15 protein-coding genes and 1 pseudogene are annotated in these 12,076 nt (G+C 67.4%); 10 read left to right on the top strand and 6 right to left on the bottom strand.

The genetic code is table 11. The features are described from left to right. From JNB61_RS19430 to JNB61_RS19420, 3 genes and pseudogenes are all read left to right on the top strand, one after another. On the top strand, positions 1 to 192 hold a 192-nt coding region (locus tag JNB61_RS19430; protein WP_220340705.1), incomplete at its 5' end, for a hypothetical protein. After that, the gene (locus tag JNB61_RS19425) at positions 192 to 491 is read left to right on the top strand and encodes a hypothetical protein (protein ID WP_220289543.1); all 300 of its coding nucleotides are present in this window, start codon (positions 192 to 194) and stop codon (positions 489 to 491) included. The genes JNB61_RS19430 and JNB61_RS19425, both read left to right, overlap by 1 nt. Positions 492 to 670: 179 nt before the next feature. Beyond that, positions 671 to 985, top strand: a pseudogene (locus JNB61_RS19420) (DUF7882 family protein); the annotation flags it as partial. Between the two features lie 138 nt (positions 986 to 1,123). Here JNB61_RS19420 and JNB61_RS19415 read toward each other — a convergent pair. Then, on the bottom strand, positions 1,124 to 1,687 hold the full coding sequence (locus JNB61_RS19415) for a flavodoxin family protein (protein ID WP_220340704.1): 564 nt from the start codon (positions 1,685 to 1,687) through the stop codon (positions 1,124 to 1,126). A 213-nt stretch (positions 1,688 to 1,900) separates the two neighbouring features. Between JNB61_RS19415 and JNB61_RS19410 the strand changes: the two genes are divergently transcribed. Together JNB61_RS19410 and JNB61_RS19405 are read left to right on the top strand one after the other, a co-directional pair. Continuing rightward, positions 1,901 to 2,749 (top strand): universal stress protein, encoded by an 849-nt coding sequence (locus tag JNB61_RS19410; protein WP_220340703.1) that lies wholly within the window; start codon positions 1,901 to 1,903, stop codon positions 2,747 to 2,749. A gap of 3 nt (positions 2,750 to 2,752) precedes the next feature. Beyond that, positions 2,753 to 3,235 (top strand): hypothetical protein, encoded by a 483-nt coding sequence (locus JNB61_RS19405; protein WP_220340702.1) that lies wholly within the window; start codon positions 2,753 to 2,755, stop codon positions 3,233 to 3,235. Positions 3,236 to 3,285: 50 nt separating this feature from the next. On the opposite strand, the gene JNB61_RS19400 is transcribed toward JNB61_RS19405, so the two are convergent. Both JNB61_RS19400 and JNB61_RS19395 read right to left on the bottom strand, forming a co-directional pair. Next, on the bottom strand, positions 3,286 to 3,945 hold the full coding sequence (locus JNB61_RS19400) for a response regulator (protein WP_220289536.1): 660 nt from the start codon (positions 3,943 to 3,945) through the stop codon (positions 3,286 to 3,288). Further along, the gene (locus tag JNB61_RS19395) at positions 3,942 to 5,999 is read right to left on the bottom strand and encodes a sensor histidine kinase (protein WP_220340701.1); all 2,058 of its coding nucleotides are present in this window, start codon (positions 5,997 to 5,999) and stop codon (positions 3,942 to 3,944) included. Before JNB61_RS19395 ends, JNB61_RS19400 begins: the two co-directional genes overlap by 4 nt. Here JNB61_RS19395 and JNB61_RS19390 point away from each other — a divergent pair. Then, positions 5,962 to 6,513, top strand: coding sequence for a hypothetical protein (locus JNB61_RS19390; RefSeq protein WP_220340700.1), 552 nt, complete (start codon positions 5,962 to 5,964; stop codon positions 6,511 to 6,513). The two genes, JNB61_RS19395 and JNB61_RS19390, sit on opposite strands and share 38 nt — an antisense overlap. A 35-nt stretch (positions 6,514 to 6,548) precedes the next feature. Here JNB61_RS19390 and JNB61_RS19385 read toward each other — a convergent pair whose 3' ends face one another. Further along, positions 6,549 to 7,841 carry a wax ester/triacylglycerol synthase domain-containing protein gene (locus JNB61_RS19385; RefSeq protein WP_220340699.1) on the bottom strand — a complete coding sequence of 431 codons (1,293 nt, stop codon included), beginning with the start codon at positions 7,839 to 7,841 and terminating at the stop codon, positions 6,549 to 6,551. Between the two features lie 263 nt (positions 7,842 to 8,104). Between JNB61_RS19385 and adhP the strand changes: the two genes are divergently transcribed. Continuing rightward, entirely contained in the window at positions 8,105 to 9,151 is a 1,047-nt protein-coding gene (adhP, locus tag JNB61_RS19380; protein ID WP_220340698.1) for an alcohol dehydrogenase AdhP, read from the top strand. 99 nt (positions 9,152 to 9,250) lie between these two features. Here the strand turns inward: adhP and JNB61_RS19375 are convergent, their stop codons facing one another. Beyond that, positions 9,251 to 10,051, bottom strand: coding sequence for an alpha/beta fold hydrolase (locus tag JNB61_RS19375; protein ID WP_220340697.1), 801 nt, complete (start codon positions 10,049 to 10,051; stop codon positions 9,251 to 9,253). Positions 10,052 to 10,241: 190 nt separating this feature from the next. Between JNB61_RS19375 and JNB61_RS19370 the strand changes: the two genes are divergently transcribed. The 3 genes from JNB61_RS19370 to JNB61_RS19360 all read left to right on the top strand — a co-directional run bounded on the left by JNB61_RS19370 (position 10,242) and on the right by JNB61_RS19360 (position 11,621). Beyond that, on the top strand, positions 10,242 to 10,769 hold the full coding sequence (locus JNB61_RS19370) for a DUF1269 domain-containing protein (RefSeq protein ID WP_159842887.1): 528 nt from the start codon (positions 10,242 to 10,244) through the stop codon (positions 10,767 to 10,769). 130 nt (positions 10,770 to 10,899) lie between these two features. Next, complete coding sequence (locus JNB61_RS19365; RefSeq protein WP_308291308.1) at positions 10,900 to 11,469, top strand: cysteine hydrolase family protein; 570 nt, start codon at positions 10,900 to 10,902, stop codon at positions 11,467 to 11,469. Continuing rightward, positions 11,466 to 11,621, top strand: coding sequence for a hypothetical protein (locus JNB61_RS19360; RefSeq protein ID WP_220340695.1), 156 nt, complete (start codon positions 11,466 to 11,468; stop codon positions 11,619 to 11,621). The genes JNB61_RS19365 and JNB61_RS19360 overlap by 4 nt, the downstream gene beginning before the upstream one ends. Before the next feature lie 87 nt (positions 11,622 to 11,708). On the opposite strand, the gene JNB61_RS19355 is transcribed toward JNB61_RS19360, so the two are convergent. Next, positions 11,709 to 11,999, bottom strand: coding sequence for a hypothetical protein (locus tag JNB61_RS19355; RefSeq protein ID WP_220340694.1), 291 nt, complete (start codon positions 11,997 to 11,999; stop codon positions 11,709 to 11,711). Positions 12,000 to 12,076 lie beyond the last annotated feature (77 nt).

The raw sequence follows: 12,076 nt of genomic DNA, 5'->3' as shown, positions 1-12,076 counted from the left end.
CCCGCCCGCCCGCCGTGTGGGCGACAGTGGAACCGTCCACACCATGGAGGTACCGACGAGATGGCCAGATCACGCACGAACGCAGGCGGCAGCTGGGATGACCACGACCAGTCCCTGCGCGATCAGGCCGACGACTTCGAGGACGAACTGCGCGCGGAGATGGTGCAGTCAGGCCTGATCGCGGATTGGTGATGAGCGACGGCGGCGATTCGCGGGCGGCCGAGCCCTACGAGCTTTTCCGCCACGATCAGGCGACATGGATCATCCGAGCCACAGCTCTTCCTGAGTCCGACCCCCGGCATATCGTCGCGGTGATCACGGACGCCCACGCGGAAGGGGTGCACGTGGCCTGGGCACACCCCACCAGTCGTCCCAGTCGATACTTCACGGCCGACGCCGTCCTGCAGGATCTGGCGCAAGGCAGCCGCCCGCAGTCGGGAAGCACTCGGCCGGTGCCGATCCCTCACCTGCCCCCGCGCAAGCGGCGCTGATCCGGCTCCCGCGGCCACCGCTGTGATCATCAGTCGGACGATCATCTGCGAACCGGGGATACGCTTTAGTCATTGGAGCAATCAGGGTGCTCGCCCACCCGGCGTTGATGCGGTGCAGCAATGCCTGACCGACATCACGGACCGTTCGCGGGGATGTACCCGGCGAGTGAGGGATTGACATGGGGTCGATCTATTACGGGGGAGCGGAAGCCCCCATCAGTATCGAGGATCGTGCGCTTGCGCATCTGAAGGTCGTGATTGCGACGAAACTGCGGCGGGGCGAGAGCTTCACCGTCTCCTGGGAGCACGCGGAGGGTGAAGCGCCGGGCAGATCCACGATCTGGCTGCACCCTTCCATTCCCCTGCGGTTCGTATTCGAGGGCATCGAGCCCGCGGATCTCAACCGCGCCTGGATCGAACAGCTCGCGACGGCCTCCTACTCGACGGGCGGAATCATCCTCACCGCCGAGCACATCGAGGCCGAGCCGGCGCCCGCCTCCTCCGCGCCCCCTTCTGTTGCCTTGGGAAACGTCGAGGTTGCCGGCCTGGACGTCGACAAGCTCACTTTGGCCGGCAGGAACGTGAAGGCCGTCCCGGGACACAGGATGCCGGGATCTCCGGGAACGCCGAGCTCATAGCGGTTGCCGGCGTGCGGGTGCGATCCGCACGCCGAGTTCCCCGCCCCATTCATGGGCGCGTTCGACCTCGCCGTCGACCAGCCGGCTGCCTCGGTCGACGAGGAAGCTCATCGGACCGGCGAACCGCTCGCCCCCCGCTTTGGTGAGCCGGCGGTCGATCGCAGCCGCGGCGGAGCCGGTGAAGATCCGGGGCATGTCGACGCGAGTGTCGAAAGCAGCGAATCGTCGGGCGGGGCTGGGGGTGTGAGCGAGCCACTCGCGGATACCGCGTTCGCTCCAGCCGTCGTCGAGATGGAGGTTCTTCTGCTCGTTGTCCGCCCAGACGATGGCCTCGGCTCGGGACTCGGGGCGACTCAGGCCGTGCGCGTGCGTCGGGCCTCCGACGATGAGCATGTCGAGTTCGCCGGCCAGTTCGTCCACCCGGCCGATGGGGACCAAGGTCACGGGGCAGTAGGGACGGATGCCGTCGGCGATTGCCTCCGCGATGCTGCGGGTGTTGCCGAACATCGACTCGTACACGATGGCGACGTGGGCGACGCCCTCAACTGGACTGTCCATCTGCATCCCTTCCTGGAATCGGGATGACGTGAGGAGCGGCCGCTCATCTCGTCTTCCGTGCACTCATCCGACCGGATCACAGAAGCGCGCACCGGGTCGAAGGTCCCGCCGGACTCCTCGCGCGACAGGACCTTCGACCCACCACCGATGCGGTGACACGGCCTACCGTCGCGGCAACGGCTCGAGGGAGCCTGACCGGAGAAGGAGTCGCTCATGGAACGCATCGTTCTCGGCTACGACGGCAGCCCGGCATCCGTCTCGGCACTCTCTTGGGTGGCTGATCGGGCGGCTCGCGAGGTGGCGAAGGTCGGTGTGGTCAACGTCGTGTCGCAGTTCGTATCGGATCGCCGCGCCGCGCTCGATCAGCTCTCGGATGCTGAGGCTTTTCTTCGAGAGCGGGCACCAGGTGTCGGAGTGGACCTCCATCGACTGGAGGGTGGGGTGACGGACGCGCTGACGGGGTTTGCGGCGGAAGCGGATCTGCTCGTCACGGGCATCAACCCGGGCCATCCGATTCGTGCGGCGATGGCGGGCGCGATGCCCTTGCGGGTCAGCGCCCATTCTCATGTGCCGGTCGTCATGGTGCCCGCCGAGTGGACCGCTATCGGGGATCCGATCACCGTCGGCATCGCCGATGACGATTCATCCGACGTCGCGCTCGCCTTCGCTGCACGGGAGGCGGGTGAGGTCGAAGGATCGGTCCGACTGGTGCACGCCTGGCTGATGCCGACTCCCGCGTTCTCGGGAGCGACCGCGCTCGCGGTGACCCCGGAGGATGTGATGGCAGGGCACCGTGCGACGCTGGAGGCCGCCGTCGATTGGATTGCGGAGCGCTTCCCCACGGTGAGCTTCGAAAGTGAGCTCGTGCGTGACAGCCGGCCGGCGGCGCTTCTGAGGTTCGCGCCGCGCAGCTCGATGCTCGTGATCGGCACGAATCACCGGGGTCTGCTCGCGGGCAGTTTGCTGGGCTCGGTCGCGGAGGGCGTGCTCTGGCAGGCGGAGTGCCCGGTTGCCGTCGTGCCCCGGGACCGTGCGCTTCTCTCGCGGCTGACGGAGGACTGACCCATGACTCGCATCGATAGCATCGGCCGCATCGCGCTGCTGGTCCTGCAGGCGTTCGTGGCTGTGACGGCCTGCGCCGGTGGGGTGGTCCTGATCCTCGGCAGCGTGAATCCGGCGTGGTCATCCGTCCTTGTGCCACCGCTCGACTATCTGGAGGGCTCCCCGTTCACGTCGTACCTCGTGCCGGGACTTCTCCTGCTCGTACTCGTGGCGGGTGTCCACGCCGTCGCCTTCGTGGTCATGATCTCCGACTCCTCGTGGGACAACACGATCGCCGCCGCCGGAGGGTTCGCCTGCGTCATCTGGATCGGAGTGCAGATGGTGTTCATCCCGTTCAGCTTCCTCCAGGCCCTGTACTTCACCGTCGGGCTGGTCGAGCTGGGGGTGACGATGGTGCGCTTGGGGATCCTCGAACCCGTCACCCGTCTGCATCGAACGACGTTCGTATCAGTGCGCGGACAGCGCTCGCCCCACGCGTCCGAATGAGTCTGCATCTGCCAGAGACGGACATGCCGATCTCTGCGGCCTTCAACGTCTCACGACCCAGGTCGACGAGGCCGGTCACTGCGATGCTCGAGCTCGAAGACCGCGGCCTGCGTACGGCGCTCCAAGCCGAGCTTGCTCAACAACGACGACACGTAATTCTTGACTGTCTTCTCTGCGATGCCGAGTTCGTCGCCGATCTGACGATTGGTGAGCCCATCGGCGATCAGGCGAAGGATCTGCCGTTCGCGCAGTCCGAGGGAGCCCAGCCGAGGATCGCCGTCTTCGCCGGCCCGCTGCCGGAGCTGCTCCGTCGCGCGTCGTACGAGGGAGTCGCTCATCAGTGATCGGCCTCGGGCGACGGATCGGATCGCGTCGACCAGGCGTGATCCGCCGACGTCTTTCAGGACGTAGCCGGCGGCGCCGGCGAGCACGGATGCGCTTACCGCGGAGTCGTCGTCGTAGGCGGTCAGAATGAGGCACGCGACGGTAGGCGTGCGAGATCGGATGTCGCGACACAGATCGATCCCGTTGCCGTCGGGAAGTCGCACGTCGAGCACGGCGACATCGGGCAGGGTCGCTTCGATGCGGCCGACGGCCTGTCGCACCGTGCTCGCTTCGCCCACGACCTGCAGATCCGACTGGGAGCGCACGAGGTCGGCAAGCCCTCGCCGCACGATCTCGTGGTCGTCGACGAGGAACACGGTGGTCATTGCGACTCTCCGGTGGGAAAGGCGCCGTCGCGTACGGGGACCGTCCATCGCGCTGACGTCGCCCCGGGGACTGAGGCGACGGTGAACGCGCCACCCCTGGCTGACGCTCGCTCCGCGAGATTCTGGAGGCCGCTGCGCCGCTCCGCGTCCGCGATCCCCACCCCATCGTCTTCTACGAGAACGAGGACGGACTCCTCCACCAGGGCGACCTCCACCGAGATGTGGTCGGCCAGGGAGTGGCGCACCGCGTTGCTGAGGAGTTCGCGGACGACCCCCACCACCTCATCGCTCAGCGGGCCTACGATGCCGTGGTCCACCGGGCCGGTGAACCTGATCGCCGGGGGCCTTCGGCGGGCTGCGGACTGATCCGCCACCACGTCGATCACACGGTGGCGCAGCGAACTCTCATCGCGATGGGAAAGTGCGAATACCACCGTCCGGATCTGCGAGATCGCGTCATCGAGCTGATCGATGGACTCGCTCAGCCTGTCGGCGTCCCCTCCGGGGGGCAGCCCGCCGGCAATGGCCTGCAACGTGAGTCCCGTGCCGAAGAGTTGCTGGATCACGTGGTCGTGCAGGTCCCGAGCGATCCGGCGCCGATCGTCCGCGAGCAGTGCACGCTGCGCCTCCTCCCGGGCATGAGCGAGTTCCAATGCGATCGCGGCTCGCGACGCGAAGTCGGCGATGCTGTCGATCTCGGTCGTCGTGAATCGCGGTCGGTCCGGGGTTCGGGCGGTGCACAGGAGCCCCCACAGTCGCCCGCTCGTCCGCAGGGGAGCGGCCACTACCGGCCCCGCGATTCCGTCGACGATCACTCTCACGGGGTCCGGTGACGCGGCAGGCGACCGCGAGTGGGCGGTCGTTTCGCCGGCGACGCCAAATTCACCGGCATACGTCGCCTGCGGATCGATCACGGCGCCGCGCAGCTGTGACTCGTCGCTCCCGCGTGCCGCGGCGACCTGAAGCTCGGAGCGGGCATCGTCCTTCAGCAGCACGACAACCTTGTCGATACCGGGCACCTCGAAGACGCGACTGGCGATCAGATCGAACGCGGTTGTGGTGGAGGAAGACAACAGGGCCGCGGATAGCCCCGCGGCTGCGCCCATCCAGCGCTCGCGCGTTCGCGCTTGATCGAGCAGGCGTGCGTTCTCGACGGCGAAGCCCGCGGTGGTCGCCAGCGCTTCGACGAGCCGTTCGTCCTCTTCGGTGAAGAGCCCGTCACGACGGTTCGTGAGATAGAGGTTGCCGAAGACCTCTCCGCGGACGCGTACTGGGACGCCGAGAAAGGACTCCATGTGAGGGTGGTGGTCGGGAAAGCCGGCCGCACGGGTGTCTGCGGACATATTGGGGAGCCGGATCGGGCGGGGATCGGCGATGAGCGCACCGAGGAGTCCGTGCCCGGTGGGCAGATCTCCGATCTTCGCTGCTTCCATTGGCGTAAGTCCGACGTAGATGAACTCCTCGAGCGCGTCACGCTCGGGTGCGATGACACCGAGCGCTCCGTATTGCGCGTCCACGAGATTCGTCGCCGCTTCAGCGATCCGCCGCAGCACGGCAGCCAGATCGCTTTCCTCGACGACTGCCTGGGTGGCGCTGAGGAGAGCCCGCAATCCGGCCTGGGCGGTGCGAACCCGCTCGGCTTGAACGACAAGGGTCGCAAGAGCCTCGTCCAGGTCGAGGCGTGGTCCGTCCGGGAAAGACAGCTGGTCGATCTCAGTCATGATCGCCTTCCCCTCGGCGCCGAGGCCACAGTACGACGTCGTCCTCCTCCTCACCAGATCCACGGGACTTTCGGTCCTGCGTACGCATCGGCAGGGTGGTCGAATGTGGCGAGGGAAGGGAGTCGCGATGTCCACCTCGACGCCGAAGACTGCCGGCATGCAGCTGAGAGCAGGGGTGGGTGAGATGAACATGGAAGCACCGTTGCCGCTTCGGGTCGGCTTGGGGCGGTGGATCCTCATCGTGGCAATCGGCGAGGTTGTGGGGTTCGCCTTTCCCGTGAGCGTCGGCGTGTGGATGGCATCTTCGCCCGCGGGGACTGCGGTGATCGTCACCGCCGGCTTCGTCGAGGGGGCCGTTCTGGGTGGTGCGCAGTACCTCGCGATGCGTCGGGATCTGCCGGGACTGCGCCCAGAGGTCTGGGTGCCGCTCACCGGCGGGGCGGCGGCGGTCGCATACGTCTGCGGAATGCTTCCTTCTTCTCTCGAACCCATGTGGACGACGTGGCCGGTTCCGCTGCAACTCGCTGCGCTCGCCGTGCTCATCGTCGCAATTCTCGGATCCGTTGGCGGCGCGCAGTGGGTCGAGCTGCGGCATCACCTCCGTGGGGCTGCGTGGTGGATCGTGGGCACCGCGATCGCCTGGCTCGTGGGACTCGGCTTCTTCTTCGCCATCGCGCCGCCGCTGTGGCACGAGGGGCAGTCGGTGGCGACGGCGATCGCGATCGGGCTCTTCGCCGCGATCGGCATGGCTATCGCCATGGCTGCTGTCACCGGCATCACTTTCGGCTTGCTGCTGAGGCGCAACAGCGTCGGCGTGTCAGGAGCCCCGCCGGTCGAGACGACCTGACGACATACGGTGAGCATCGCCTGACCGACTTGCCGCTATTGCGACAGGAGGCGGAGGTCTCGGTCGAATGCTTCGGCGACCGCCGTGCAGTCGATGAAATCCGAGTCGACGTGGATGCCGCACGACAGGCGTCCGGCGTACGACACCGCCGCGATCCCCACGCGCACGTTGGCGGCGAGTACGGCCACCGGCCAGACGTGCGTAACAGTGGCACCGGCCAGGTTCAGAGGGCACACAGGGCCAGGTACGTTCGTCACGAATCCACCCACGAGGTGTTGTCGTTGCGCAAGGCCGTTCATGAGGCGCGCTCCCCACGGTCCGCGCATGAGCTCCAGCGTGCCCTGGGCTCGGGCGGCGATCTTCGCGGTTCGGGTCTGGGCCGCGATGCGCTCCAGTCGTTCGTCCAGAGGCTCCCGGAGCGGCAGTCGAACGAGCATGACTCCCACGGCGTTCGCCTCGTTCCTCCGAGGCAGGGCGACCGGCACCGACACGGGCAGTTCGGGAGGCACCTCCTCACCGGCCGCGATCAGTGCCGCGCGATAGCCGCCGGCAGCGGCCGCCAGCAGGGAGTCGTTCACCGAGGCGCCGCGCCCGCGTGCGTGTGCCGCGACATCCGCCAGGTCGACGTCCACGAACGAAACCCCATGATGCGCGCTCCGGAGGCCGAGCAGCACTGTCTCTCGAATCCCGCGCGCGACGAGCGTCGCGACCGTGCGACGCGTGGCAGACGCAGCGTGTGTCAACGGCGAGCTCGGCCGCGGGTCGTCGTGCACCGTGGCAGGGTGGCCCGAAGGCAAAGCACGTCCCGCCGTCGGACTCGAGTCGAGGAGACGGCGGACGATATCGGCTGCCGCGATGCCGTCGGCGATCGCATGGTGGATGCGGACGATGAACGCGGCGCCGTCGTCATCGCGTCGTCGAGCGATGAGCAACTCCCAGAGGGGGCGGTCCCACGGCAGGCGCTCGGTCATGAGTCGCCCGCACCGTCGCTCCAGCTCGCTCTCTGCCAGCGGCGATTCGAGGCGGACGTGGTGGTCGAGGTCCGGCTCCCGTGAGACCCAATGGTGCCGCCTACCGCCCACGGGCACCTGCCTCAGCGCCGGAATCTGTGAGATCTTCGGTACGAGGTGAGACCGAAGCGCGATCATGTCGACATCACCGCGCGGTCCCACGAAGCCGCCCGGTGACAGCAGCCCCGCTGCGAGGAAGACATTCACCTGGCCGGGTCGATCCAAGACCAGATTCGCCTCGTCGACAGGCCGGAGCTTCGGCGCGACTGACTGGCCGGTGCTCTCCACGATCTGCGTGGTACGCCGGTTGTCCGCCATGCTCGGCCCCCTCCGATGCCACCAGGATCGCCTCGGTCGGCGGGGCCGGTCGGGCCGAACGTCCCGTGGCGTGAAAATGTCCGCGGTGGGATCGCACACCGGGGATGAGCGCCGCGGGCGAGGTGGTCGGAGTGCGTGCTCATGCGTGGGTACGACTGCCCGAGACAATCGCCTGGTGTTCAACTGCGCGGGACCTTCGACCCGCGCGCCGACTGACTCGCGGGCGATGCTGATGTCGTACACCATTCCGTGAGGAGAGACCCATGCGAACAGCAGTCGTCCGATCCTTCGGCGCACCGGCCGAAGTGGAAGAGCGCCCCATCCCGCAACCCGGCCCCGGCCAGGTGCTCGTTCGACTGGAGGCCTGCGGGCTGTGCCACACCGACATCCACGCGATGCACGGCGACTGGCCGGTCAAGCCGGGTTTGCCCCTTGTGCCCGGTCACGAGGGTGTCGGCATCGTCGAGCAGTTGGGCGACGGCGTCACCAGTCGCACGGTGGGGCAGCGTGTCGCGATGCCGTGGCTCGGCCACGCGTGCGGGGAGTGTCGCTACTGCATCGACGGGCGCGAGAACCTCTGCGAGCAGCAATACAACAACGGCTACGCCGTCGACGGCGGGTACGCGGAGTACATGCTGGCAGACGCCAGGTATGCGGTACCCGTACCGGACGGGGTGACCCCATTGGATGCTGCGCCTCTGACATGTGCGGGCGTGACGACGTACGCGGCTATCAAGAATGCCAGCGTCGTTACGGGCGAGACCGTCGCCGTCTTCGGCGTCGGCGGCCTGGGGCACCTCGCCGTGCAGTACGCGCGGCTGGTCGGCGCGAAGGTCATCGCGGTGGACGTGACGGAGGAAAAGCTCGCGCTCGCCGCAGAGCTCGGCGCCGATCACGTCGTGAACGCGCAGACCACCGACCCTGTCCAGGAGATCCGCGACCTCGGGGGAGCGGACGTGGCTGTCGTCTTGGCGGTGGCACCCGCCGTCTTCCGTCAGTCCTTCGAGGCGCTCAATCGCGGCGGCCGACTCGTGCTGGTATCGCTGCCCGCAGATGGCACCATCACGCTGCCCGTGTTCGACACCGTTCTGAAGGGCATCAGCGTGATCGGATCGATCGTGGGCACTCGGCAGGACCTCGTCGAGGTCTTCGATCTTCACGCTGCCGGTCGTACCCGAGTCATCACTCAGACGCGCGATCTCGACCAGGTGAACGACTCCGTCGACGAGGTGCTCGCCGGCACCGTTCCCGCACGATTGGTCTTCACCTATCACACGGCAGATGTCGTGCAGGCCGCGGAACCCCGCTAGTTGATGATCTGGCCCCGCTCCTCGGCGGCGAGGGCGTTCAGCCGCTGTCGCCAGGCACGTCGGGCTTCGGGCGCCTGGCGGGTCCTGGCCTCTCGTCAGTCAGGGCGTGAGCGAGAGGATCGCCGAGGCAACCGCTTTCGGCGCGGAGTGCTGCACCACGTGGTGATGTCCTGGGATCTGCACCAGTTCGGCGCGTGGAGCTCTGTGGCGGAGGTGCCGACACCAGTCCACGCCGGCTATCGGGTCGGCGCCGCCTCGGATGAGGAGGAGGGGCACCGTGAGCAGAGCGACGCGGTCCTCAAGCCGGTACGTGAGCATATGGCGGAGCTGAGTCAGGTACCAGGGGACGCCGCAGCGCAGGTAATCGGTGAAGACGATGGCGTTCACTGTGGGTGGCTCCAGGAGGGTGTCGACCGTGAGCGCGCGCGTCTGCCGGAGGATCGTCCGGTGCCGGGCGTCAGCCACGGGGCCCATCGCCACCACCGAGGTCAGCAATTCAGGCCGCTGCAGTGCGGTCTCGACGACCCACTGCGTCCCCATCGAATGGCCGAGGAGAGCGACGGGGCCGAGTGCCAGCCCCTCCAGCAGCTGTCCGAGCGCGCGGGCCATCGTCGCCACGTCGACGTCGTAGCCGGGTTTTGGGAGACCGCCGAACCCGGGCAGATCCACCGATACGACGGTGCGGTGGCCGGCGAGCTCGTCGTGCAGCCGTGACAAGTAGCGGTGTGAGACTCCAATGCCGTGTACAAGCACGATCGCTGGTTCTCGGCTGGCCGGCGAGGCAGAAGCGAGCACGCGGAATGCGAGTCCGCCGACGGCGACGCGTTGCCTCGTAACGCTCGCGGGGCGCGCGGCGGGCCTCGGCTTCGTCGCCGGCACGTCGTGCTCGTTCAGCGCCATGGGCTCATCGTATGAACCGGCGGGCGACGTGGGCGGCACCTTGACAGGAACCGCGACGGTCTGGTCCCTCGGCCTTCGTCGGACTCTGGTCGGGCAGCGGGCGCCGCAATAGGATCGCAGCACCTTGATGACCCGGAGCCGGAGGCGGCGAGATCGGTCGCCTTCGTGATCGACCGAAGGAGATGGATCTATGGGTACGAAGAACCTTGCGCTGGTGGTCGGCTCGTACGACGACACCGCGTCTGCATCCGACGACTACCAGGCCCTGCGAAGTGGCCAGGACGCCGGTGGCTACGAGGTCGTCGGCGCGGTCGTGCTGGTCCGCGATAAGGACGGCAAGGTGCAGGTCAAGGAGCACGGCGACAAGTCGGTCGGCAAGGGTGCCGCGTGGGGTGCCGGCGCCGGCGTGGTCGTCGGCCTGTTCGCGCCGCCGCTGCTCGCGGCCACCGCGGTCGGCGCTGGCGTCGGGGCGATCCTGGGCAAGATCAAGAAGAACCGCGAGGAGAAGCAGTTCGGGGTGGACGTCGACGAGTACCTCGCGCCGGGAACCTCGGCGGTCGTCGCGGTGGTCGACGACAAGTGGGCGGACAACGTGGAGAAGGCGCTGAGCCGTGCGGACAAGCGCATCAGCAAGGCGATCGACGCCGATGACTACGAGAAGCTGCGCGAAGCGATCGAGAAGTCCGCGGACGACGTCGTGGAGCAGATCAACTCGTAGTACTCGGTTCATCCACGACGGGGATGGCGGCATCGCGACGGGTCCACGGGCGAAGCACGCCACTCGCTCTCCGATTCTGGCTCACGTCCTGGCGCAGTCACCGCCGCGGCGCGTTGAGATAATCGTGGTCGTGGTTTCGTCATCTTCTGCCGTGATCGTGATCGACCTGCAGGTCGGAGTGGTGATTGATTGCGTCGACGCCGCAGGGGTGGTCGCGAGAACCGCGACGCTCGTCGACCGTGCTCGCGCAGAGGGAGTGCCGGTCGTGTGGGTGCAGGATCACGGAGACTTCGCGGAGGGCACGGAGTCTTGGCAGCTCGTCCCGGCTCTACGGCGGCGAGATGATGAACCGCTGGTGCGGAAGGCATACCGGGACTCGTTCGCCGACACCGACCTCGACGACATCCTGACTGGGCTCGGCGTAACCAGGCTGGTGGTCGCCGGAGCGCAGAGCGACTACTGCATCCGTACCACGACGCAGTCCGCCGCCGCACGCGGATACGAGGTGACGCTGGTGTCGGACGCGCATACGACCACGGATGCCGAGCACGACGGTGTCATGATCACCGGTGCGCAGATCGTCGCGCACACCAATATGTACTTCCGTGGCCTGCGCTCCCCAGGGCAGATGTTCGGAATCGATACGCATGGCGCCGTCGCTCTCGGATCCTCGGATATCCGTGAGGAGGTCGGCCGATGACAGCCACGTGGTCGCTCGAGGACCGTCTTCCCACCGCGGAGGAGCATCGAGAGCTCGCAGAAGCCGGCCTGTACGAATCGATCGGCTTCATGCGCCGCGACATGACCGGCATGTTCCAGATCATCCAGCCCCTCACCAACATCACCCACTGAGCCGGGCTGACGGCTAACCCGGCAAGGGTGAGTCCTGCGATCGCTATGCGGGCACTTCGCGTTTGTGGAGTCTGTCCGTGGCTGGCCTCAGATCGCAGAATCGGAGTTCGGGCGTTTGGGTCGCCCTCGCGCAGTACGCCGGCCGGCGAGGAAGGCGACTGCCAGAAGCCCGATTGTCAGGATGACCCACCCGATGATGGTGACGGGGGACAAGAACACGCCGGCACCGGGAACGAACATCGCGTCGGCGAGCGGTTGGTACGCGAACCAGCCGAATGTGACCGGAGTCAGCAACCCGACGATCAGCACGACGGCACCTGCCGCGATCACGATTCCGGCAACCGTCCACGCGACGATCGATCTCGTACGCTCGCTCACGCGTCGACACTATCGAGGCGCCGGTCGTCGTGATCCCGGGGGCCGTGCCCCCGTTGCGAACGTGTCGGCGCAAGGGT

Source organism: Microbacterium ureisolvens, assembly GCF_019511645.1.
Taxonomy (GTDB): domain Bacteria; phylum Actinomycetota; class Actinomycetes; order Actinomycetales; family Microbacteriaceae; genus Microbacterium; species Microbacterium ureisolvens_A.
This window is presented reverse-complemented; position numbering and strand designations above follow the sequence as displayed.